The organism is Streptomyces aureocirculatus (genome assembly GCF_000720475.1).
Taxonomy (GTDB): domain Bacteria; phylum Actinomycetota; class Actinomycetes; order Streptomycetales; family Streptomycetaceae; genus Streptomyces; species Streptomyces aureocirculatus.
Genome location: NZ_JOAP01000011.1, coordinates 172,662 through 196,357, shown reverse-complemented (window position 1 = coordinate 196,357; position 23,696 = coordinate 172,662). Strand labels below are relative to the sequence as shown.

18 protein-coding genes and 1 pseudogene are annotated in these 23,696 nt (G+C 71.4%); 5 read left to right on the top strand and 14 right to left on the bottom strand.

Annotated features, from left to right (window positions below; genetic code table 11):
* Positions 1-85: 85 nt before the first annotated feature.
* The 5 genes from IG78_RS0113115 to IG78_RS0113095 form a co-directional block, all read right to left on the bottom strand.
* Positions 86-1,342 carry an amidohydrolase gene (locus IG78_RS0113115; RefSeq protein ID WP_030562484.1) on the bottom strand — a complete coding sequence of 419 codons (1,257 nt, stop codon included), beginning with the start codon at positions 1,340-1,342 and terminating at the stop codon, positions 86-88.
* A 415-nt stretch (positions 1,343-1,757) separates the two neighbouring features.
* Positions 1,758-3,047: a hypothetical protein gene (locus tag IG78_RS0113110; protein WP_037686036.1), complete on the bottom strand. Its 1,290-nt coding sequence runs from the start codon at positions 3,045-3,047 to the stop codon at positions 1,758-1,760.
* Between the two features lie 663 nt (positions 3,048-3,710).
* On the bottom strand, positions 3,711-4,646 hold the full coding sequence (locus IG78_RS0113105) for an N-acetylneuraminate synthase family protein (RefSeq protein WP_030562480.1): 936 nt from the start codon (positions 4,644-4,646) through the stop codon (positions 3,711-3,713).
* A gap of 13 nt (positions 4,647-4,659) precedes the next feature.
* Positions 4,660-5,970, bottom strand: a complete 1,311-nt coding sequence (locus tag IG78_RS0113100) for an N-acylneuraminate cytidylyltransferase (protein WP_030562478.1) — start codon at positions 5,968-5,970, stop codon at positions 4,660-4,662.
* A gap of 155 nt (positions 5,971-6,125) precedes the next feature.
* A complete protein-coding gene (locus IG78_RS0113095; protein WP_030562476.1) occupies positions 6,126-7,526 on the bottom strand; it encodes a DUF6716 putative glycosyltransferase in 1,401 nt (466 codons plus the stop codon).
* A 198-nt stretch (positions 7,527-7,724) separates the two neighbouring features.
* Between IG78_RS0113095 and IG78_RS0113090 the strand changes: the two genes are divergently transcribed.
* The 5 genes from IG78_RS0113090 (at position 7,725) to IG78_RS0113070 (ending at position 13,068) form a co-directional block, all read left to right on the top strand.
* Complete coding sequence (locus IG78_RS0113090) at positions 7,725-8,705, top strand: glycosyltransferase family 2 protein (protein WP_030562474.1); 981 nt, start codon at positions 7,725-7,727, stop codon at positions 8,703-8,705.
* A 71-nt stretch (positions 8,706-8,776) separates the two neighbouring features.
* Positions 8,777-10,183, top strand: a complete 1,407-nt coding sequence (locus IG78_RS0113085; RefSeq protein WP_051852588.1) for an alpha-2,8-polysialyltransferase family protein — start codon at positions 8,777-8,779, stop codon at positions 10,181-10,183.
* 235 nt (positions 10,184-10,418) lie between these two features.
* Positions 10,419-11,351, top strand: a complete 933-nt coding sequence (locus IG78_RS0113080) for a class I SAM-dependent methyltransferase (protein WP_030562469.1) — start codon at positions 10,419-10,421, stop codon at positions 11,349-11,351.
* A gap of 92 nt (positions 11,352-11,443) precedes the next feature.
* Positions 11,444-11,986, top strand: coding sequence for a MarR family winged helix-turn-helix transcriptional regulator (locus IG78_RS0113075; RefSeq protein WP_078965453.1), 543 nt, complete (start codon positions 11,444-11,446; stop codon positions 11,984-11,986).
* A 107-nt stretch (positions 11,987-12,093) separates the two neighbouring features.
* Positions 12,094-13,068: a L,D-transpeptidase family protein gene (locus IG78_RS0113070; protein ID WP_225882197.1), complete on the top strand. Its 975-nt coding sequence runs from the start codon at positions 12,094-12,096 to the stop codon at positions 13,066-13,068.
* 326 nt (positions 13,069-13,394) lie between these two features.
* Here IG78_RS0113070 and IG78_RS49160 read toward each other — a convergent pair whose 3' ends face one another.
* The 9 genes and pseudogenes from IG78_RS49160 to IG78_RS0113025 all read right to left on the bottom strand — a co-directional run bounded on the left by IG78_RS49160 (position 13,395) and on the right by IG78_RS0113025 (position 23,614).
* On the bottom strand, positions 13,395-14,975 hold the full coding sequence (locus IG78_RS49160; protein ID WP_157855787.1) for a hypothetical protein: 1,581 nt from the start codon (positions 14,973-14,975) through the stop codon (positions 13,395-13,397).
* Positions 14,975-15,646 (bottom strand): RNA polymerase sigma factor, encoded by a 672-nt coding sequence (locus IG78_RS0113060; RefSeq protein WP_030562462.1) that lies wholly within the window; start codon positions 15,644-15,646, stop codon positions 14,975-14,977. The genes IG78_RS49160 and IG78_RS0113060 overlap by 1 nt, the downstream gene beginning before the upstream one ends.
* A 920-nt stretch (positions 15,647-16,566) precedes the next feature.
* Positions 16,567-17,235 carry a class I SAM-dependent DNA methyltransferase gene (locus IG78_RS0113055; protein WP_030562458.1) on the bottom strand — a complete coding sequence of 223 codons (669 nt, stop codon included), beginning with the start codon at positions 17,233-17,235 and terminating at the stop codon, positions 16,567-16,569.
* A 72-nt stretch (positions 17,236-17,307) separates the two neighbouring features.
* Positions 17,308-17,820 (bottom strand): hypothetical protein, encoded by a 513-nt coding sequence (locus IG78_RS0113050; protein ID WP_030562456.1) that lies wholly within the window; start codon positions 17,818-17,820, stop codon positions 17,308-17,310.
* A gap of 429 nt (positions 17,821-18,249) precedes the next feature.
* Positions 18,250-19,458, bottom strand: coding sequence for a helix-turn-helix domain-containing protein (locus IG78_RS0113045; RefSeq protein WP_030562454.1), 1,209 nt, complete (start codon positions 19,456-19,458; stop codon positions 18,250-18,252).
* A gap of 306 nt (positions 19,459-19,764) precedes the next feature.
* Entirely contained in the window at positions 19,765-20,538 is a 774-nt protein-coding gene (locus IG78_RS0113040; protein ID WP_030562452.1) for a hypothetical protein, read from the bottom strand.
* 563 nt (positions 20,539-21,101) lie between these two features.
* Positions 21,102-21,479: pseudogene (locus IG78_RS42065) on the bottom strand (hypothetical protein); the annotation flags it as partial.
* A 687-nt stretch (positions 21,480-22,166) separates the two neighbouring features.
* On the bottom strand, positions 22,167-22,670 hold the full coding sequence (locus IG78_RS0113030) for a hypothetical protein (protein WP_030562444.1): 504 nt from the start codon (positions 22,668-22,670) through the stop codon (positions 22,167-22,169).
* Between the two features lie 176 nt (positions 22,671-22,846).
* Positions 22,847-23,614, bottom strand: a complete 768-nt coding sequence (locus IG78_RS0113025) for a DUF4328 domain-containing protein (protein ID WP_030562442.1) — start codon at positions 23,612-23,614, stop codon at positions 22,847-22,849.
* Positions 23,615-23,696: the final 82 nt, after the last annotated feature.

Sequence of the window (23,696 nt, the reverse complement as noted above, 5' to 3'; positions counted from 1 at the left end):
CGAGCGGGGTCACGCGGGCGCAATGAACGGGGTCCCGCATTCCGCCGAACGGGCCGGGCACGTCGGGCCGGCGCTTCCTGAGGGGTCAGACGGAACGTTCGCTCCCGTCGATGAGGGCCGCGGCGGTGAAGAGTTCGACGCCCACGGTGATCGCGTGCTCGTCGGCGTCGAAGTCGCCCTGGTGCAGGTCGCGTACGCCGCGTTCGCCCGGGGTGCGCACGCCGAGCCGGGCCATCGCGCCCGGCACGTGCTCCAGGTACCAGGAGAAGTCCTCGCCACCGAGGCTCTGCTCGGTGTCCTCGACGGAGGCGACACCGCGCCGGGCGACCATGGCGTCCCTGAGCAGGTCCGTGACGACCGGTTCGTTGACGACGGGCGGGACGCCGCGGATGTAGTTGATCTCGGACTTGGCGCGGTAGAGGTCCGCGATCTCCTGGATGGCGCCGTGTACGAGGTCGGGGGCCTGCCGCCAGGCCACGAGGTCGAGGCAGCGGACGGTGCCGGACAGCTCGGCGTGCTGCGGGATGACGTTGGGGGCGTGCCCGGACTCGATGCGTCCCCAGGTCACGGAGAGGCCGGAGCGGGCGTCGATGCGGCGGCCGACCAGGGCGGGGACGTCGGTGGCGACCCGGGCGGCGGCGGTGACGAGGTCGGTCGTCAGGTGCGGGCGCGCGGTGTGGCCGCCGGGGCCGCCGAGCGAGACCTCCAGGCGGTCGCAGGCGGAGGTGATGGGGCCGTTGCGCAGGCCGATGCGGCCCGCGTCGACGCGGGGGTCGCAGTGCACGGCGACGATCCGGCCGACACCGTCGAGGGCACCGCTGGCGACGGCGTCGGCCGCGCCGCCCGGGAGGACCTCCTCCGCGGGCTGGAAGATCAGCCGTACGGGGTGCGGGAGCTGCCCCTTGGCGGCGAGGTCGGCGAGGACCAGGCCGGCGCCGAGGACGACGGTGGTGTGCACGTCGTGGCCGCAGGCGTGGGCGCGGTCCGGGACGGTGGAACGGTACGGCACGCCCGTCTTGGTGTCCGGGATGGGCAGGGCGTCGATGTCCGCGCGCAGGGCGAGGGCGGGGCGGCCCCGCTGTGGCCCGCCGCCGATGTCACAGATGAGCCCGGTGCCGACGGGGAGCACACGGGGCGTGAGCCCGGCCCGCTCGAGCCGGGTCTTGAGCGCCGCGGTGGTGCGGAACTCCTGGTTGCCGAGCTCGGGGTGCATGTGCAAGTCACGGCGGAAGGCGATGAGTTCGGCGCGCAGCGCGTCGGGCAGCGCGCCCGGCATATCCCCCGGCTGGTCTCCGGGGGACGCGGACTCGGATTCGGCGTCGGCCTTGGGCTCGCGGGACATCAAATGGTTCACCCTGTGAAGGGTAGGGCGATCGAGGGGTCAACTAACCCTCGAACAAAAAAAGTTCAGCCAGATTGAGGTAAGAAACTAGGCCCCCGAGCGCATGCCTGGCTGGTACGGAGGGTAGAAAGGATAGTTACCCTCCGCTTGCGGAGGGGTATCTCCGCAGGTCAGCCCGGAGCTCCGGGAGGATGAGATGTCATCCTCGGGGTGGAGGGCGCTGCTGTGCACCGCCTTTGCGTCCGGGTGGACGGGACAGGGGCGGAGGCGGGGGTTCCCGCCGTTCTGCTCTTACTGCTCCTGCTGTGTCCTTGCCGGTGACCTTTTGGGGGCCCTTGCCCGGATCTCGCCTGTGGGGTCGCCATGGCGTACTGGCGCCGATGATAACCCCTTATAGGAGGATTTTGGCCGACCACTACGCCGGTGCCGTCTGCTGTCCCGCCGCTCTGGCCGCGGGCACCCCCGGCGCCTCCGGCCCTGCCGGGTCTCCCGGGGCGGTCGGGCCGTCCGGGGCCGTCGAGTCGTCCGGGGCCGTCGGGCCGCCCGGCGCGGTCGGCGGCTCCGGTGCCGTGAGCCGCTGCACGTCCCGCGCCGTCCCCGTCACCCCCGCCAGGAACCCCTGCGCCCGCGGTGACGCGGAGTCCGTGAGCCAGGCCGGGTCGATGTCCATGACGGCGACCTTGACCTCCGTGCCGGCCAGGGCGAGGGGGAGGGTGTGGACGACCGTGGAGGGGAAGCTGAGGATGGTGCTGCCGATGGGGCCGCGGCGGGCGATGAGTTCCAGGGGGAGGTCGGGGCGTACGACCTGGAGGCCGGTGTCGACGGCCAGGCGGTGCAGCTTCTCCGCGCTCTCGCGGCGGTGGGCGAAGTAGCGGGTCGCGCCGTGCGTACGGGCCAGCTTGTCCACCGCTTCCACGTAGCGGTCGAGGTCCACCACACCCGTCTCCACCAGTGAGGTGCCGACCAGGTCGGCGCCCTTGGTGATGCGGGGCGGGCCGAACCGGGCCCGGGTCCAGGCGAAGGAGTTGACCGTGAGGCTCACCCCGTCGGGCACGGACTCGATCGGCATGGACGAGAAGACCTCGACGCGGCGGTGCCCGCTCGGGCTCGGGGTGAGACGGCGGCGCGCCTTCGCCGACACCGGCATGAACACCAGGTCCCTGGCACCGGGGCGGCCGCCGCGGCGGTGCCAGCGCACCAGGCGTTCACCGCTTGCCAGTTGCGAGACGAACTCCATCGTCGCCGTGCCGTCGTCCACGACGACCAGGTCACGGGCGCGCGTGATGGTCAGGAGCAGTTGCACGTACCGCGAGAAGGGGTCGCCGATGACGATCCGGTCGGCCCTGCGCAGCGGCCCCGCGAGGCCGCCGATGGTGTGGAAGGGCGCGGAGGCCCCGCCACGCGCCTCCTCCCAGCGCACCTGGAAGCCCTCGCGGCGCGCCAGCTCGGCCATGCGGCGCAGTTGGCCGCGCGTCATGGGGTCAGTGGGCGAGAGGACGACCAGGGTCAGCTCGCCGTCCGGCGCGCCCTGTTCCGGCCCCGCTCCCCCGCCGTGGCCCCGGAACGCTTCCGCCGGGCGCCCCGACTCCCCCGCCGCGTAGGCCCATTCCAGGACATTGAGCAACTGCACCGGCGACTCCACGAACGCCAGCGTGCCGCGTCCGGTCGTCGGGGCGGCGGCGCGCCGTCCGCTTCGTACTGACATGAGTCCTCCCGTGCACAGCGGTGTGGCGGTCCCCCGTGGAACCGCCGAAGCCCCGGCCACCGGGGCCGGAGCCGACAAAGCCGCGGGCCGGTGCCCCGGGGGTCCCGGGTCACCGGCGGACCTGCGGCTGACGCCCGCCGCCCCCTGACCGGACGGCGGGCCCGGCCCCGGGTCGGGCGGTGTACCCGTCCCCGGGCCGAACCACGTTCCAGACACCGGGCCGGACGGCGAACCCGGCCCGCTGGCCGGACGACCTTCCCGGCCCCCGGGCCGAACCACGTTCCAGACACCGGGCCGGACGGCGAACCCGGCCCGCTGGCCAGACGGCCTTCCCGGCCCCCGGGCCGAACCACGTTCCCGATACCGGGCCGGACGGCGAACCCGGCCCCGGGCCGGGACGGCGTGTCCGTCCCCAGGCCGGGACGGCGTGTCCGTCCCCAGGCCGGGACGGCGTGTCCGTCCCCAGGCCGGGACGGCGTGTCCGTCCCCAGGCCGGACGGCTGCCCGTCCCCAGGCCGGACGGCTGCCCGTCCCCGGGCCGAACCGCCCGCCCTCGACAGGGCGGAGAGTGCGCCCAGCCCCGGGCGAGCAGACCGTCGCCCGGTGGTGCGGACGTCGCGTCCGGTGGGCGCCCGGGGCCGGGTCCGTGCGGTTCGGCGGGTGTCAGACGCCGGCCGGCTCGCGGTCGGCGCCCTCGGCGACGACGCCCGCGACCCGGCGGAGCTTCTTCATCGGGCCGAGCTCGGACTCGTACACCTTCTTGACGCCGTCACCGAGGGACTGCTCGATGGTGCGGATGTCGCGGACGAGGCGGGTGAGGCCCTGCGGCTCGACGGAGGCGGCCTGGTCGGAGCCCCACATCGCGCGGTCCAGGGTGATGTGGCGCTCGACGAAGGTGGCGCCGAGGGCGACCGCCGCGAGGGTGGTCTGCAGGCCCGTCTCGTGGCCGGAGTAGCCGATCGGGACGTTCGGGTACTCGGCCTGGAGGGTGTTGATGACCCGCAGGTTCAGCTCCTCGGCCTTCGCCGGGTACGTCGACGTGGCGTGGCAGAGCAGGATGTTGTCGGAGCCGAGGACCTCGACGGCGTGCCGGATCTGCTTCGGCGTCGACATGCCGGTGGACAGGACGACCGTGCGGCCGGTGGCGCGCAGGGCACGGAGCAGCTCGTCGTCCGTGAGGGAGGCGGAGGCGACCTTGTGGGCGGGGACGTCGAACTTCTCCAGGAAGGCGACGGCCTCGGTGTCCCACGGGGAAGCGAACCAGTCGATGCCGCGCTTGGCGCAGTGCTCGCTGATGGCCTGGTACTCGGACTCGCCGAACTCCACGCGGTGGCGGTAGTCGATGTACGTCATCCGGCCCCAGGGGGTGTCGCGCTCGATGTCCCACTGGTCGCGCGGCGTGCAGATCTCCGGGGTGCGCTTCTGGAACTTCACCGCGTCGCAGCCGGCGTCGGCGGCCACGTCGATGAGCGCGAAGGCGTTCTCCAGGTCGCCGTTGTGGTTGATGCCGATCTCACCCGTGATGTAGACGGGGTGGCCGGGCCCGGCGGTCTTCGAACCGAACGTGCGCAGGCGGGGGTTGGCGGCCGTGTTGCTCATGGGGGAAGCGTCCTTAACTGTTGAGGGAGGGGCCGAGGATCCAGGCGGCGATCTCTCGGATCGCGCCGTCACCGCCGGGTACGGAGGTGACCGCGCGTGCGGCGCCGCGTACGACGTCGTGGGCGCTCGCGACCGCCACGGGCCAGCCGACGAGGCCGAAGCACGGGAGGTCGTTGACGTCGTTGCCGACGTAGAGCACGCGCTCGGGAGCGATGCCCTGCTCCTCGCACCACTGCTTCAGTGCGAGGTCTTTGCGGTCGATGCCGTGCAGGACCGGGATCTTGAGCTTCCTGGCCCGGGCGGCGACGACCGGGTTCACCTCCGTGGACAGGATCAGCATCGTCAGGCCCGACCTGCGCAGGGCGGCGATGCCGAGTCCGTCACCGCGGTGCACGGTGACGAACTCCCGTCCGTCGGAGTCGATCAGCACCCGGTCGTCCGTCTGGGTGCCGTCGAAGTCGAGTACGACCGCGTCGATGTCGGCGCGGGTCGGGAGCGCCCCGTCGCGGTCCGCGTCGAAGAGCGGGGCGAGGGCGCGGGCGCGGGCGAGATCGTGCGGGTCGTCGATCTCCAGGACGCGCGCGGGGTCGGTGCGTACGGGTTCGGTGTGCCCGAAGAAGCGGTGCTTGTGCTCGCGGAAGCCGACCGCGTCCATGCCGTAGACGGCGCCGGTCTCCAGGAGGTCCTGGGGGCGGTCCTGGCGGCGGGGGCGGAAGGACTTGTCGTGGTTGACGCCGTAGCCGCCGGAGGTGGTCGAGGTGTCGGTGACGAGCTCGGTGGTGCCGCCAGCCCGGGCGGCGGTGTCCGCGCGCTCCTCGATGGCGGGCTCGTCACCGGCGTCGCGCCAGATGAAGCCGTGGAAGGGCGCGACGGTGTGCGCGGTGTCGGCGCCGCCCGCGGTGATCGCCGCGACGACGCCGTCGACGTCCTCGCGGATGATGAAGGGGCTGGTGCACTGGACGAGCAGGACCACGTCCACGGTCACGCCGTGCCGCTCCTCGTACCCGTCGAGGGCGTGCAGGACGGCGGCCTCGCTGGTCGCGGTGTCCCCGGCGATGGCCGCGGGCCGCAGCACCACTTCGGCGCCCGCGGCGCGGGCGGTCTCGGCGATCACCGTGTCGTCCGTCGACACCACGACATCGGTGACCAGCGGCGACGCCACGCAGGCACGGATGGCGCGGGCCACGAGCGGGACGCCGCCGACCGGTGCCAGATTCTTGGCCGGCACCCCCTTGGAGCCACCCCGCGCGGGGATGACGGCGAGGACGCGACGCACCGGTCCGCCCGCCGGCTCCGGCGGGCCCGCTGGGTGGGGCTTGGACATGGAGGCTCCTTCAGGGATGCCTGGTGGGGGGCTTTGCGGGGCGGGCGGCAGCACTTCGCGGCCCGGCCCCTGCGGCGGGATTCCCTGCGCCGGATTTGCCTGCGGCGGGACTCCCTGCGGTGGGATCACGGGCCCGCGGCCCGCGTCGGGCGCCGTCACAGCTCGCCCATCCGTCGGATGACCGGTGCGACCCGCTGCACACCGTGGCGGTAGGCGCCGCGGGCGGCGCTGCGGACGGCCTGGCGCACCGGTCCTGGCTCGCGGTCGGCCGCGGGGGCGCCGGGCAGCGGTGTCGCGTCCGGGCCGAGGTGGTGGCGGGCGAGGATGCCGGGGAGATAGCCGGGGGCGGTGACCTGCGTGTAGTACGGCTCGATCGGCGGCAGGTCGCCGTCGCGGGCGCGCTCGGTCAGCTCCGCGACGCGACTGCGGGCCGCGTCGAACGCCGTCTCGTACGCCCCGTCGGCGGCGACGCCCTGGCGGGCCACCCACCCGGGGTCGGGCACCGGGCTGTGCCCGGCGTCGAGCTGGTCCCAGGAGGCGAGGCAGCCGGAGCCGATGAAGGCGTGGTTGCCGAGCGCCTCGCGCACCCCGAGGTCGGTGAGGACGGCGGTGGGGATGGACCGGTGCAGCGCTTCGAGGGCCGCGGTGGAGCTGACGGTGACGAGCAGGTCGGTGCGGTCGAGGACCTCGCCCATGTGCCCGTAGACGAGTCGGAAGTTGGGCGGCGCGTCCTCGCCGCGGACCAGCTTCTGGTACGGGAGTTCCTCGATGTGCGTGGTGTGCTCGCCGGGCCTGCTGCGCAGCTTCAGGAGGACTTCGCGCTCGGGGTGGCGGCGGGCGTGCCGGATCAGGCGGGACAGCAGGTAGCTGCGGTCGGCGCGCTTCTCCGGGACGGAGGGCTGGGCGGCGAAGACGACTGTGTACGGGGTGGCCGGGGCAGCCGGGTCGGCCGGGTCCTTCGGGGCGTAGGGCGCGCCGCCGAGGAACGGCAGCGCGGCCTCCACGACACCGGAGGCGTCGGCGCCCACCCCTTCGTAGACCTCGCGGAACCGCTCCGCGTCCTGCCGGGAGTTGGCGAGGACGACGTCCGCGCCGTGCCGCAGGAGCAGGCCGTCGGCCAGCTTCTCGTAGACGACGCCGACGTAGCCGGTGACGACGACAGGGCGCCGGGGCGCGCCGTCGAAGGCGCGGGCGAGGCCGTGCAGGACGGCCTGGACGGCGCCGCCGACGAGGGCGAGGACGATGACGTCGTACGGGGCCTCGTCACCGGGCGCGTTGCGCGCACCGGGCACGTTGCCCACGTCGCCCACGTGGCCGAGGAATTCTATGGCGGTGACCTCGCGCATGGTGTCCGCGCGCACCCCCACCTCTTCGAGCTGGCGGGGGGTGGGCGTGGCCCGGCCGCGCAGGAGGTAGCCGTCGAGGTGGAAGTCCGCCGGGTTGTCCACGGCCGCGGTGGTCCGCACGAGGCGCTTCGCGGTGAGCGAGCCCCATTTCCACCGGGTGTCGGAGTCGGCGAGCACGGCGACCCGCGTCGTCTTGTTGCTTACTGGCACAGCGAAGACGCTAGGAAGGCATTCCGATGGGCGGCCCAACTCAGGTGCAACAAACGGTTAACAGCATGCCGACGAATGGCGAAGCAGGCTGGCATACGTGTGACGGGATGCCTGGTTAACCATTCCGCCACGCGTCGTTCACCTGACATACCACTGTCGGCCAAGACGAATGCCGGGCCGACACCTAACGTCTCGCACGTGGTTAAGCTCTCCGTCATCGTGCCGTTCTACAACGTGCAGCAATACGCGCCCGACACCTTGAAGTCCCTGCACGCGAACGCGCGTGACGACTTCGAATTCATTCTCGTCGACGACTGTTCGACGGACGAAACGCCGGACGTGCTCGAACGTGCCGCGCGTGAGCTCCCCGGCGCCGTCCACCTCAGACATGAACAGAACGGGGGCCTGGCCACGGCCCGCAACACGGGGCTCGACACGGCCCGCGGGGAGTACATCACCTTCCTCGACGGGGACGACTGGCTGGCGCCCGGGTACTACCCCCGGCTGCTCGCTGCCATCGAGGGCCTCGGCTGTGACTTCGTACGCACCGACCATGTGCAGTGCACGGCGCGCGCCCGCAGTGTGCACCGGGTCCCGCACGGCCTGCGCGACGTGGTGATGTCCCCGCGCGACGTGATCCTGCCCGCCGACCGCTCCACGTCCGTGGACTACGCCTTCGCGTGGGCGGGCATGTACCACCGCCGCCTGCTCGACCAGGGCGTTCTCCACTTCACCCACGGCCTTCGCACGGCCGAGGACCGGCCGTGGATCTGGCGTCTGCACCGGGAGGCGTCGTCGTTCGCCGCGGTCGGGATGCTCGGTGTGTTCTACCGGCGCGGTGTCGCGTCCTCGCTGACCCAGATCGGCGACGTACGCCAGCTCGACTTCATCAAGGCGTTCGATCAAGTGGTGCGGGAGACGGCCGAGGACCGGGACGCGGATGTGCTGCTCCCGAAGGCGGTCCGTACGTATTGCGCGATCATCTCCCACCATTTGGGATCCATCGAAAGGTTCGAGCCAGCCGTGGCCCGGAAACTCAAGGCGCTGAGCGCCGCCGCGCTCAAGCGCATGCCGCAGGGCGTCCTGGAGGAGGCCCTCGACTCCATGGACGTACAGCGCTCCACCCGCCTTCGCCGGCTGCGCCGCCGTTCGGTCGGCGCCGGGGAGGTGGCCGCGTGAGCCCCGCAGGCCGGGCCGTGCCCGAGAGCCCCGCAGGCCGGGCCGTGCCCGAAAGATCCGTAGGCCGGGCCGTGCCCGATCCGCACACGGCCGCTCTCGACGCGGCGCGCCCCGACGCGGGCCGCCGCACCACCCAGATCTTCTTCGCGTCCACGCTGTACGGCGTGGCCACGCTGGCCGCCGCCCTGGACGCCGAGCGCTTCGGCCCCGCCGACCGGCGCGTGCTGCTGATCGCCAACAACGCGGCGACGCCCGAGACCACGCCGTCCGTGGACACGATGCCCGGCTTCGAGCGGCTGCGCGCCCGCTTCGACGACGTGCTCTCGTGGAACGAGGCCATCTCGCCGTTCCACCCGGGCGGCTGGTCGCCGCGCGGCGACGATCTGCCGCTGTGGCAGCGCTATCTGCGGCTCGCCTGGGGCCTCGGGAACGACCGGATCGAACTGGCCGTGGAGTCCATCCAGGTCAACCCCGCGCTGGCGCTCACGCAGATCTTCACGGGCGCGCCCGTCGACGTCTACGCCGACGGCCTGATGAGTTACGGCCCGACCCGCAACAAGATCCCCCCGCTGGTCGGCACCCGGGTGCGGCGGCTGCTCCACCTCGACCTGGTGCCCGGTCTGGCTCCGCTGCTGCTCACCGAGTTCGGGGTCGAGCCCGAGCTGGTGCCCACGGACGTGTTCCTGAAGGTCCTCGGCGAACTCGCCGACGACCAGGCCGAGTCGGCGGCCACCGACGAGCTGCCGCAGGTCCACGAGCCGGCACTCCTGCTCGGCCAGTACCTCTCCGCCCTCAACATCCTCACCGCCGAGGAGGAAGAGGACCTGCACGCGCGGATGCTGCGCGGCGCCGCGGCGCTCGGGCACACCCGGGTGGTGTTCAAGCCGCACCCGACGGCTCCGGCGCGCTGGTCGCGGCAGTTGGAGAAGGAGGCCGAGCGGATCGGCGTGGAGCTGACCGTCCTGGACACACCGGTCCTCGCCGAGGTGCTCTACCAGCGGATGCGGCCCGCCCTTGTCGTCGGCTGCTTCTCCACCGCACTGCTCACCGCCTCGGCGTTCTACGACCTGCCGGTGGCCCGGGTCGGCACCGAGACGCTCCTGGAGCGCCTGAAGCCGTACGAGAACAGCAATCGCGTCCCGGTCACCCTGGTCGACGCGCTGCTGCCCGACCTCGGCGACCGCGAGGCCGTCACCGGGCCCCGCAGGGAGCCGGATCCGGCCGCGCTGACGGCCCTGGTGCGCGCCGTGGGCTTCGCCATGCAGCCGAAGATCTACCCGAGCCTGCGCCCGGCGACCGAGCGCTATCTCACCACCCATCTGAACGACACCACCTGGCGCTACTTCAAGCGGCGCAGGCTGACCGCGCTCGCGCTGCCGGGCGGGATCCCGGTGCAGCTCGCCTTCATTCCGCGGAACGCGGCCGTCCGCAAGGTCGCGCGGCGGGCCCGGTCGATCAAGCGCGCCGCCCTGGGGTGAGGCGGGCGCCCGTGGCCCGGGGCGGGGCGCCGGCATACCCCGGAACACGACCAAAGGTAATGTGAAAATCCGCTCGCGTTCACGGGGAATTCATTTCCCCTGACCTTGTCGGCCGTCTCGCGGACGGTTCGCGGATGTCCAAAAGCAGCATTGCGGTACGCGCCTTGACCGTGTCCGGGGTATCGCCTAGTTTCCCGGGGAACTTGCGTCCGCAACAAGAGAGCGGTTTTCCCTCATGCCTGCTGCGCACGACATATCGACGCCCCCTCAGGAGCTCGGCGATGTTCCGGGCTGGTTCCCCCCGCTCGACCAGGTGCTTTTCGAATGGTTCCTGGACCGGCAGGAGGGCCGGGGAGTACACGGTGATCTTTTGGAGATCGGCGTGTACATGGGCAAGAGCGCGATATTCCTCGGCCGTCACCTGCGGGACGGCGAGGCCTACACGGTCTGTGACCTCTTCGAGGACGACGCCCCGGACGGGGCCAACTCCGCGGAGTCCAAGAAGTCCTACCCGACCCTGACCAAGCAGGCGTTCGAACGGAACTATCTGTCCTTCCACGACACGCTGCCGCGCGTCCTGCGCGGGCCGAGCTCCGTGGTGCCGGCCGAAGTGCCGCCCGCGTCCTGCCGGTTCGTCCATGTCGACGCCTCGCACCTGTACGAGCACGTGGCCGGGGACATCACCGCGGCCAGGGACGCCCTGCTGCCGGAGGGTGGCATCGTGGTCCTCGACGACTTCCGCTCCGAACACACGCCGGGTGTGTCGATCGCGGCCTGGGAGGCGGTGCTCAACCGGGGCCTGCGACCGGTCTGCCTGAGCACACAGAAGCTGTACGGGACGTGGGACGACCCCGAAGCCGTACAGGAGGACCTGCTCGCGATGGTGCGGCAGCGCGACGACTGCCACCTGAGCGTGCAGCAGGCGGCCGGACACCGGATCGTCCGGGTCAAGTCCAAGAAGGGCATGACGCCCCCCGCCTTCCCGAGGTCACGCCACTACCGCCCACCGGCCCCGGCCCCCCGGCCCGTGGCCCCCGTAGCCCCCGTAGCCCCCGTAGCACCCACCACGGCCGCCCCTGCCCACCCGGGCCGGATCCGCGCCCGGCGACTCGCGGCCGACCTGCTGCCGCCGGTGGTGACGCGGGCGGTGCGCAAGAGGCGGTCATAGCGTCGGCTGACGCACGGGGGCCGTTCGCCGCACGAGCCGGGGCTCGCGAAGTGTTTGACCTCAAGCGGACTTGAGGTCCTACGTTCGTACACATGACGAACACGAACACGAACACGAACGCCGATGCGAACACCACTGCCACTGCGACTGCATCTGCGTCTGCGAAGAAGGCGCCCTTCGCCCCCTCCCACAGCGACGCCGACCTGGTCACCCAGCCGATCGGCTACTGGAGTTCGGCGGCCGGGAAGGCCGTGGTGCACCACATCCGCACGATGCTCGCGGAGAACGGGCTCACGCAGCCGCAGTGGTGGGTCCTGAACCAGGTCGACGGCCACCCGGAGGGCCGCGACCGCAAGGAGGTCGTCGAAGTCCTGCGCGGCTACCTGGAGTTCGGCGAGGGGCCCTTGCACCACGACATCGACGCCCTGATCCGCCGCGGGCTGCTCACGGAGGACGTGGACGGCCCGCTGCACATCACGGAGGAGGGGGCACAGTTGCGCGGGCGGGTCGCCGCGTTGCAGGGCAAGACCCGTGGGGAGACCCACGAGGGCATCGACGACGCCGAGTACGTACGGGCCCTGAAGGTGCTCCAGCGGATGATCTACAACGTGGATGGCCAGGCCTGGCACCACTGAGGGCACCCCGAGGCACCCCTGAGGGCGCCACCGAGGCAGGCTTCACAAGCATTCGCTCATGGGAAACACTTCTGGGAACGGTGTCCAGTTCCGCGACATGGTGCGACATGGGGGATGCGATGAGCAGGGGCGCGATAGCCAAGGGGCGGGCGGCGGCGGGCGCTGTCGCCGCCCTGGCCCTGGCGTGCGGGTGCACGGGGCAGGCCGTCGACACGGCCGGGAGCGATGAGAATTCGCCATCCGCCCGGACCACTTCGGACAACTCCGCACCCACTCCGCGGAGTCCCCGGAGTTCCCCGACGGAGAAGTTGAAGAAGATGAAGTCGCCCGTCTCGCGTGCGGAGTTGCCCGCGTCGCAGCGGAAGCGGCACACCCACCAGGCACCGACGACCCCGTCCTCCCCCGCGCCCCCGCCGCGTACCAGCGCGCCCTCACCGCCTCCCGAGCCGGGCCCGGTCGTCATGGCCCGGGGCGAACAGGGCAAGAAGGTGCGGGAGTTGCAGGCCCGGCTCCGGCAGATCGGCTGGTTCGGACAGCATCCGACGGGGACGTACGGGCCCGTCACGGCGACCGCGGTCGCGGGCTTCCAGGGCAAGCGGGGCCTGCTGGCCACCGGCGCGACCGACACCCGCACCTGGAAGCGGCTGCTCACGATGACGCGCGACCCCTCGCGGTACGAGCTGTACCCCGACGGAGGCATGCCGCCCGCCAAGCCGGACCGGCGCTGTCTGACCGGCCGTGTCCTGTGCATCAGCAAGGACAGCCGCACCCTGACCTGGATGATCGACGGCAAGGTCAGGTCCACGATGGACGTGCGCTTCGGCTCCGAGTACACCCCGACCCGTGAGGGCGAGTTCCGCGTCTTCTGGAAGTCCCGCCACCATGTGTCGACGCTGTACGACACCCCTATGCCGTACGCCATGTTCTTCAGTGGCGGCCAGGCCGTGCACTACTCGTCCGACTTCGCGGCGAGCGGCTACAACGGCACGTCGCACGGTTGTGTGAACGTACGCGACAAGGAGGGGATCGCCCGGCTGTTCAAGCAGGTCAAGGACGGGGACCGGGTGGTCGTCTACAAGTGAGCGGGTCGGGGCCCCGCGCGGCACCTGGGGGATCGAGGGCGCGGGCGGAATCGGGGGAACGTATCCCGCCCGCGCCATTGGCACGGAGCCGTAGGTACGGGGGGAACCCCGGCTCGTGCACAGCCGATGACCAGTCGGCTCACTTCTTACTGCGTCACCCGTTCGGGAAACGTCACACCCGGGCGGTGCGGTCTGGGTCACATTCGTGGGCGTCCGTCAGTATCCGTCGGTGGCCATCAATGTCCGTGGCCGTCCGTCAGTATCCGTCGGCGGCCTTCAATGTCCGTCGGCGTCCGTCGGCGTTCTTCAACGCCCGTCGGCGCCCTTCAGCGGACGGGCAGCGCGCTGTACGACGCTGACGGGCGCGGGAGCGGGGCGGGGAGCTTGGCGGGCGGGGCGTGGTGGCCGCCGCCCTGTCCCTGGCCGGGACCGTGCTCACCGCCTTGGTGGTCCTCGTCGTCCTTGCCACCGTTGCCGTTGCCGTTGCCGTTGCCCTGGCCGTTGCCCTGGCCGTTGTCCTTGCCGTTGTCCTTGCCGCCACCGAGGACGCGCTCGCAGAACGTGCGCACGCGGCCGGCGCCGCGGGCCGCCTCCTCCAGGCTGCGGCGCTTGTCGCCCTGGATGTCGCCGCTGCGGTAGTCGCGGCAGGCGGAGACGACGTGCTTGTACCACTTCTTGGTGTCGCCGCGGTTGTGGCCCTGGCCCTTGTCGGGCCCGGCGCCCTGGTCCTTCTCCGGCTTGTCGGCGTTCTCCTGCCCGCCGCCGGTGTCACCGTCCTCCGGGCCGTCCGGGGCTTCGGTGTTCTCGGGCGGTGCGCTGCTCTCCGGGTCCTTCGACGGCTCGTCGTCGGGGGCGGAGCTCACGTCGTCCGGCAGGTCGTCGGGCGGGGCGACGGTGTCGCCGGAGGGCGTGGACATCGGCCGCTCCGGCGTCGCCCCGGGCGAGGCGCTGGTCGCGGGCCCCTGCTCGCTCCGCTGGAACGGCGAGGGGATGACACCGGTCCCGGCGGCGACGGCGACCCCGCCGACCATGCAGGCAGCCACCGCGGCGGCCACCCCGAACCGCACGGGGCGCCCCCAGCGGACGGACCCGCGCCCCGCGGCGGCGGTGCGTCCGATGCGGACGGATTGATCACCGGGGGCCTTGGGGGTTTCCGGCTGCCGAGGGGCGGGGGGCCGGGGCAGCTCTGCCGCCGTTCGCGGGTCCGCTTCGGGGGCCGGGGTGACACTGGGCACGTCCGGGGCGACCGCGGGTCTGGTGTCCGCGGTGTCCGTGGTGTTCACGGTGTTCGCCGCGTGCCCAGGCGGGTTTACGGCTCCGGCACCATCGGGCACGGCAGTCGCACCGGCCGCAGCCGCCGCACCGGGCGTAGAAGTCACACCGGGCGTAGAAGCGACACCGGGCGTAGAAGCGACACCGGGCGCAAGGGCACCACCAGTCGCAGCCACCGCACCAGACCCAGAAGCCGCACCGCCCGCAGCCGCCGCACAGGACGCACCACCCACAGCCGCCGCCCCGGGCACAGCCCCCGCACCAGGCACACCCGCCGCCCCGGCCCCGGGCACCACCCCAGACCCGGCCGCCGCATCCGCGACGGCTGCCGCATCCGCGACGGCTGCCGCTTCCGCCGCGGCACCCGATGCCGCGCGGGCCTCGCGGGCCGCGCGGAACGCCGCCAGTGCCCCGGCCTCGCCGGGAAGCTCACCATCGCCGGGAAGCTCGCCATCGCCGGCGGGACCGGCCTGGGCGGTGGGCGCGGGGAGGACGGGCGCGCGGAGCGCGATGAGCGCCTCGGCGAGGCGTTGTGCCTGTTCGCGCTCGTGATCACCGATGCCTTCGAGCCGCTCACCGCGGAGCAGTCGCTCCGCCGCGTCACGGTCCAGCCACTTGTCCTGCTCGTCGGCCATCACATGTCCTTCTGCGTCCGCGTACGCGAATGCGTCACACAGGGGGACGGCGGCACAGCACGTCCGTGCGGGTCCGGTTGCGGGGGAACGGCACCGAGTCCCTGCCCCTGCGCGGGCGCGTCGGCGCCCATGAGTTCGGCGAGCCGCTTGAGCCCGCGATGCGCGGCGGTACGGACGGCTCCGGGGCGTTTGCCCAGCGTATCGGCGGCGCTCTTGGCGTCGAGGCCGACCACGACACGCAGCACGACGGCCTCCGCCTGGTCCTGCGGAAGCTGGGCTATGAGCGCGAGGGCCGCGTCGGTGGCGAGGGACTCGATCGCCTCGCCCGCGGTGTCGGCCTCGGCGGGCCTGCCGGTCAGCTCGGTCTCGTCGCCGCCGATCGCGGGGCGGCGGCCGCGCATCCGGATGTGGTCGAGGGCCCGATTGCGGGCGATGCGCGCGGCCCACCCGCGGAAGCGGTCCGCGTCGCCGCTGAACCGGTCGAGGTCGCGGGCGATCTGCAGCCACGCCTCGGACGCGACGTCCTCCGCGTCGAGGTCGCCGACGAGCGTACGTACGTAACCGAGCAGCCGCGGGTGCACGGCGCGGTACACAGTCCGGAAGGCGGTCTCGTCCCCGTCCTGCGCCGCGAGCACGGCGGCGGTCAGCTCAGCGTCATCCTCCCCCTGCACTGCGTGCCCCTCCGCGCCTCGGCGAGGCGCCGCTCTCACGGGTCTGTCTTCTCGCGGTCGTGCGCCGCTGTGCCGCTCGCGGTGGTCCGGTCGGCGGTCGCGTCGATGGGTCGCGACGCGGCGCGAAACTGCACGCTACGGCGTACGGCGGGTGCGCGTCCATGTTTGTACAACAAGCAACTAACGGGTGACGCGGCGCGGTGTGACAGAAAACGCACCGGGAACGCAGAAGGGAGTACGGACCGCCACGCGGTTCGTACCGTGTGACGGCCGGGGCCTCTCCTGTGGGGGGTGGCGGCCCCGGCCGTCGTACTTTTCTCTAGCGCCCTGACCAGGGAAGACGCGACTCGCGGAGATATGGCGTGACCAACAGCGTGACCAACGTGTCCGGGCGTTCGTCCGACCCTCCCCAAACCGATGCGCTCAGCGGTCCCTGAGGCGAGCTTCTTCGCTCCCTCCACTCGCGGTTTTCCGTACTGGGCCATCGTGTTCCGGGCGAGTGATGCCTCACGTTCGCGGAGACCTCCACGGGGTTCTCCCCCGCGTCCAGATCGTTCGTGACCTTGCTGTGCCGCCAGTCATGGACACGGAACCGCTCGGGAAGACCCAGCCGCGCCCTGGTGCTCCGCCACCGCGCACTGACCTGCCCGGCGTCCTGCGGCCCTCCCCGGCATGATCCCTCCTCGCGGAGCCGGTATCCGTCACGAGCGAAGACGAGTCCTTGATCCACCCAGCGCGAGCCGAGCCTTTCCCTCCACATCTCCTGACGCTCCCGCTGGACCTTGAGCACGGCCATCGGCGCCTGGTCGACGTAGCTGACGGCGTTGTCGTCGCCGTCCTTCGTGAGGCGCCGTAGAACGCTCGTCCAGATCCCCCCCGAGGAAACGGTCTGTGGCGGCGTCATCCAACGTGCCGTTGTGTCAGCTCACCACAGCACGAGCGATCAGGGTCCCGATGTGGTCAGGCTCGGGGGCGTCGAGAACCCGCACTTCCGCCTTCTCGAATCCGGCCCGCAGAAGGAGGTTTTCCCACTTTCTGGGGGTGTAGCTGTAGCGGTAGGTGAACAGTGCCTTTCCCGCGAACCCGCCCTTGTACATGCCTTGTGGTCCGTAGGCGCCCGGGATGGCGGGAGGCTGTGAGAACGCGAAGACCCCGCCGGGGGTGAGCCGCTGCGCCACCAGGGGGAAGAGTCGCGCGGGGTCGGTGAACCAGACGGCGCCGAAGATCGAATAGATCGCCTCGTACGTCTCCGGGTTCTCTCGCAGATGCTCCAGGACTTCCGCGCAGACGAACCGCGTGCCGAGCGAGCCCCACCGTTGGGTGATGTTGTCCACCATGACGGGCGAGAGATCAACGCCCGTGACCTTGACGCCTTGCTCCGCGAGGAACGCGGCGGCCCGCCCGGTACCGCATCCGATCTCAAGCGCGTTCGTTGGCTGTCCCAGCACTTCCGGCCCCGGCCCGTGCCTCTGGTACTGCGTCCAGCAGAAGACCGGGGGTGAGTCGTTGACGGAGCCTTGCACGCTCTTGCTGTTGGCGTACTGGTCCCAGAGTTCGCGTTCGTCGTCGATGTTGTGCCGTGCAGCCAACAGAGTGTCCTTTGCGCCTGGTTGCGGTTGGGCCCCCTGCCCCTTTGGGCGGGCAGGGGACTCTAGCGGGGTTCAGTGGCTGTCGGGCACCTTGTCGTCGCATGGAGAGCAGTCCGGGGCATCCATGCCCCACAGTTCGTCATCCACGGCGAACCCGTTCTCTCGGATGACGTCGGCGGTGCGGCCCACAAGCCCGTCCCTGCGGCGCTCGATGAGCGGGGCGTGGTGCTTGTACGTACCGCCGTTGTAGACCTTGCAGAGTGCGAAGTACACCGGCGTGTCGAGGATGAGCTGATGGACGCCGATGTCCACGGTCTTGCCCACGCCGATGTGCACGTCTCGGCGCTCCATGGCCGTGAGGGTGTAGGCGACTGCCTGTCCGAGGACGCGTTCCGCCATGTCACGCACCATGACGTTGTCCCGCGTCAGGAGCTTGATCTCACGCTCCCAGATGGTGACGCCCGCCGAGCCGGGGCTCTCCAGCACGTTGTACGTGTATTCCCTGACGTGCGGGCGTACCGCGTTGAGAAGTGTCACCGGGTCGCGGAGCTGTGTCCGCGTGGGGCTGTCCAGTACGACAGTCATCGCGTTTCCCTTCCTTTGGTGGTAGAGACAGCTAGACCGAATGGCCAGGCCGTACCGCACTTGCTGACCTGACGGGCCGACTCCGCCTCATAAGGCTTGCGACCGGTCGGGCCGTTGTCCCCCGTCCCTTACCGGGTCACTTCACCGGCAGGAATCGGAAACTCATGGATGCACTGAGGTGAGCTTTCCGGTTGCCGCCATGACCAGGAGAACGACGCATGTCCCCCAGGTCAGCAGGACGAATACCCCACCCCAGAACAGGCCGTCGCTTCCAGGCTGCCCTGGAGGTTTTCCCTCGTTCGCCTGTATTCGTCATGCTCAGTGCCTCCAGACCGCTGGTGATCTGGTGACTACCGTGCAGCGGAACGCGAACCAGGCCCAGGGACAGGGCGTGCGAGCACGCGAATCAGGTAGGACGCTGCGTCCTAGCTAGGTATTGATCTCCAAACGGACGGCCAACTCCCTGATGGGGGAACTGCGTCGACGCTCGCGTTCCCGCAGTTCGGCTACCAGGTGGCGTGAGGTCGAGTGGTACCGCATCCATTCCGGTGCTGTGCGCTCCGCTGCCAGCAAGGCCCTTGTCGCTGCGAGGTCTCGATTCATCTCCGCGTTGGCCAGAGCGCAGTCCAGATAGTGCCGGGCCCGCCAGGTAGGGGGGAGGCTGGCTACGTCGGCGATTCGCTTGGCACGGTTCAGAGCCTTGTCCGGCTTACCCATGTCCACCCACGCGTTGACTGCCGCGACTCCCGCATTGGTGGGGCCGAAAGGTGTGGCGTAGTCGAGCCGGTCAACACCGATGCGCGCCGCTGCCGCTGTGGCCAGTGAGAGCAGGTCCTCAGCAGTGTCGGTCCGCTCGGCTCGCACTGCGGCGCTCGCGCCTCGAAGCAAAAGAATCCCCCACAACGACAAGTCGATGGGTGCTGAACGGAACCCGGGCTCGATACGTTCTGCCATCCGCACCGCGACGTTTTCGGCATCCGCCAGCCGCCCTTGCTTGGAGAAGATCCAGGAGAGCGAGGACACCCCGATGATCTCCAAGCGCGGGTCGTCGGACCACTGAGCCGCAGCCATCGAGCGCTCAAGTGCCGTGTACGCAGCGTCCTCCTTACCGAATGCGGTGAGCGTGGTGGCGGCCACTTGGTACGCCTCAGCGAGCACTGCGTAGGCTGCCGCCCGGTCTTCCCCGGTGCACTCACGTACAGCAGCGCGGGCATCGGCCAGCAGCGTTGGCAGAAGGGCAGTGATCTTAGTCAGTTCGCCTTGGCGGCGGATCCGCTCGGTGCTTCGGATGCTGTCACGTAGCTGAGCGATCGTAGGGGCAGGCAGGTCACCCGGTTCGCCGACTCCTGGAAAATCCGAGAGAGGCGTCACCGCCTGGCGCAGGGCAAGGAGACTCGGCGGCTCTGTTCCGTTGCTCGCCTCTAACACCCTGGGCGCCCCGAGCAGAACGGATGTCTCCACGTCCAGCGCCCGCGCGAACTTATTGAGCGTGCTCATGCGAGCCGTCATGCGTTGGTTCTGCTCCAGCTTCCGGACTGTGTCCACGCTGAGATCCGCTCTCTCAGCGAGCTGTTCCTGCGTCAAGCTACGGCGCAGGCGAAGCTCAATCAGCCGTTCCCCAAGCGTTGTTGTCGCCATGGCCCTGCCCGTCGGGAGAGTGAAGCGCCTGGGACTACGGTACGCCCGCGCGGAACGGACATGAACGCCCTTCTGAGCAGACGTTGGTCACGTGACCAACGCATGACCAACAGCGGGCAGGAGCGGACAGGAACCCCTGGACAGAGACCCTACGGGCCCCATGCGGCGAGCCCCCGATCAGGCAGCAAAACACCTGATCAGGGGCCCGATTCGGCACTAGGCCAGCCAGGGGTGGCGGCCCCGGCCGCTCACTCACCCCCGAGCGCTCGGCACCGCCGGGCGGGGGACCCCCACCGGTGGTGCGGGTCAGACCTCGAAGAGGTCCGCCCCGGCCGGGCCGCCGCCGAGTTCGCTCGCGTCGACGGTCTGGGCCGCCGGCGGGGCGTGGGCCTCCACCGGCTTGCCGTAGTCGGACATCCTCATCGTGATCTCCTTGCTCCCCTCCCGCATGACGAGAGCGGATATGTAGGGCTTGCCCTCGGCTGCGACGTACATGGCGTTGGTCTCGCCCGCGCCGGGAGCCGGGTCGACGAGCGGTATGACGTGCTTGCCGTAGCGGTACGTCGCGGCTTCGGCGCGCACCTGGCCGTCGAAGGTGTGCTCCCCGCCCTCCAGCTTGCGGAGCATCGTGTCGAGGTCGCACTGCGCGCCGGGCAGCGCACGCCGTCCCGTGCCGCCGGCGCCCTCGGGCAGCTTCAGGTACTTGCCGCGGACGAGCGCGATCCGCGCCTCGACGGTTGCCAGGACCTGCGGGCCGCGGGCCCGGGCCATCGTCCGCATCGCCTCCAGCGAGTCCTCCGAGAACCGCACGTACGTCGCACCGCCCGCGATCACGATCAGTTCACCGCGCTGACCGGTCCCGGAGTCGAAGGTGCCCGTGCAGTTGCTGCGCCGGTCCAGATGCAGGTCGACCTCCTGGACGGTGGGCCTGCCTCCGGTCGGGGAGCCCTGGCTCATCTCGGTGTCTATGCGCAGCGAGTCCGCCGACTTGAGCAGGGCCATGCCCTCGGCCGCGAGGGTCTCGCCGCGCGCCCGGTCGGCGGGCAGCCTGTCGGTGAAGGTGCCGCCCTTTAGCCGCACCGGCTTCTCCCTGCCGCCGCAGGCCGTGAGCGCCGACGCGAGCGAGACAGCCGCCAGCGCGGCGGCCGCGCCCCGCGTCCATGCCCGGCCGCGGCGACCGTGTCCACCCCGAGCCCCGCGTACCACCCTCAGTCCCACAACCCCACCCGTCCCCGCGCCCCGGCCGGGCTCGTCCCGTCCCGTTCCGTCCCGCCGAAGTCCTCATGCGCCCTGACGCGTTCTCTTGCGCTCGCACGCGTTCTCATGCGTTTCTCATGAACCTCTCCATGAACCCTGCGCAACAGCCCGCCCCGTTGTCACATCCACACGGTGCGGGATACGTCACGCCCCGATCCGCCCGCCCCCGTACAACCCTTCCGTCGCCTCAGTCGTCGAGGGAGCCTGCGTAAGGCGCGTCCGGCACACCGCGGCGCATGGCCGGCCGTCGGCACCGGCGGGAGCTGGGCGGCGCGTTTCTCGGTGGGCCGTGAGATCGCCGGTACGGTCACCTCCGGCGACACGGCCGTCTCGTACGCCGATGCCACCCGACGGCACCGCGAAGCTCCACGTGGCGTCCCTGGCCCCTAGAGCCTGTCCGAGCCCGCCCGCACGCCCGACCGCCGCGACCTCGACACCACCGCCCGTAGCACCCTGCGCCCCTCCGTCGACACGTCCAGGACCTGGCGCAGGCCGCCGCTGACGGCGTCGCCGTCGGCTTCGAGGAGTTCGAGGAGTTCGAGGACCCGTATCTGGCGGCGCAGTTCGGCGGCGACCAGAGGGGTCATGCCGTCGTCACCGGCGTCCAGGAGCCGGTGTATGCGCAGCGCGGTGGCCGAGCAGGTGTCGGCCCAGGAGCGCAGGGCTCCGGCCGAGCGGGCCGCGGGTACGGCGTCGAGCATGTGCCGGGCGAGGGCGGCGGCGGTCCCGCAGGCGGAGCCGCCGGGGACGGGGTCAGGGGCGGAGCCCGGGGTGGAGTCAGGGGCCGGGCCCGGGCCAGAGCCAGGGGCCAAGCCCGGGCCGGAGCCGGGTGCGGGCACGGAGCCGAGGTCGGGGCTCCCCTCGCGCAACAGGCTCGCGTCACGCGGCAGGCTCGCCTCACGCAACAGGCTCGCGTCACGCGGCAGGCTCGCCTCACGCAACAGGCTCGCGTCACGCGGCAGGCTCGCCTCACGCAACAGGCTCGCCTCACCCGACGCGTTCACATCGCGCACCCCCTGCCGCACCCCCTGCCGCACCTCCGCCAGCGCCCCCTCCCACGCCGTGCCGTCCGCGAGGCTCACCCACAGTGGGCGGAGGACCTGGTCGGTGGAGCCGAGCAGGGGCAGGCAGCGGTCCAGGCAACCCAGGGCGCTCGCGGCGAGGGCGGTTTCGCCGGCGCGGGCGATGAGGTCGGCGAGGACCGGCTGGCCGGACTCCGCCTCCGCGGGATCTGGAACCGCGTCATCCGGCCATGCCTCGCCGGTTCCCACGTGCGGACCTGAACTGGACAAAGGGCTCGTACTCATGGCGTACGCCGTCTCCCGTCGCGGATGGGCACCTCCGCATGCCCCACTTGCCCTTACTGCGTACGGAGCGGCAGGAACGTCACTCCCACGTCAGCGCGGCCGGAATTCGACGCCGCCGCGCCACGGCTGCGACGGCCGCGACGGCTACTGCGGGAACACGCCCAGCCGGTCGAGGAGGCGGAAGAAGAGCTCTTCCGCGGACGGTTCGGGGTCCGCGGTGAGCACGTCGAGGAGCGCCGCGGACTTCACCGTCCTGCCGGACTCGGCGGCCCAGGCGACGGCGCGCTCGGCGGCGTCGCGCGGCTCCAGGAAGTAGTCCTCCACGGTCAGTTCGTCCTCGCGGAGGAACCCTGCCATCGCCTCGCGGGCCAGGCACGTGGTCCACGCGCCGCTCTCGGGGGCCGCCGCCTCGACGACGACGCAGTCGCTGTCGAGGACGTAGCCGAAGAGCGCGGGCGCGTCCGTCTCGTGGGCGAGGGTGTTCATGTTGCCGACGTCGACGCTGCCGTCGCCCGGGCACTCCCACACCTGCCAGCCGTCGGGCCGCCGGTCGAGGAGCGTGAGCCGGTCCCGTACGCCCGCCATCGCCTTGAGCTCACCGAGCGGACGCTCGCTCCGGCCCACGACGTAGTACCCCCAGTAGCCCATCTCCGTGCCCCCGTTGTGCTCGAACCGCTGTACTCGAACCGTTGTGGTCGACCCGCTGTTTTCGAACCGCTGTGCTCGAACCGTGTTTCCCGGCTTTCGGCCGAATAGACCACAAGGAGGGTGCCCGCGCCACCGAAAACGCACCGAAAGGCCCGGTGACCCGGCAGAAGCGCCCTTTAGGCCACGCCTCCTGGCCCGGACCGCGCCTTCGCGTCCTGCATCGCCGTGAGGCGGCGTACGAAGAGGATGGCGACGACGGCCGCGGCGATGTTCAGGATGTCGGAGGTCATCAGCGAGACGACGGCCCGCTTGATCTCCTCCGGCTCCTCGGCGTTGGCGTACTGGCGCGAGGCGATCTGCCCGATGATGCTGGTGCAGAGCCACAGCGTCCACCAGGCGTTGAGCAGCGTGCGCCGCGGCTGCGCCTGCGGGGCGAGGGGCTGCGGGAACCCGGCGGGCACGGCGGCGGCCGTGGCGGGAGCGCTCGCGTTCCAGATGTCGACGGCGATCCGGCGCGGGAACCAGAGGTTCACCACGGGCACGAACCAGCCGCCCACCGCCCAGCCGCGCGCCTTGGCGTGCCCGTCGGGGGCGAACACCTCGGCGTTCACGCGCACCCGGCGGAACCAGCAGATGAAGACGACGGCGGTGGCGAGCATCGCGAGGCCCTGCAGCACGCCGGAGGCACCGTAGAGCGTGTCGGCCCGGTCGGCCCGGTCCTCCGCGTCGGCGCTCCAGCCGTGGTCGATCAGATCGCTCACGACGTCGAGGACCCCGGCGCCCGCCCACAGCGAGAACACGTCGAAGGCCATGCCCACACCGAGCAGGGCCATGGTGGCGCGCGCGAGCCCGACGGGCGACTTCAGCCAGGCGGCGGGCCCCGCGGCTGCGGCGAGCGGTGGCGGTGGTGGCGCGACGGGCATGGTCGGCGGCGTGTACGACATGACGGTGTGACCCCCACGGGTTCGGCGTGCGCAAAACAGCGCCGCCCTCTGCCCTCCCCGGGCACAGGCGCGGCGCGACCTG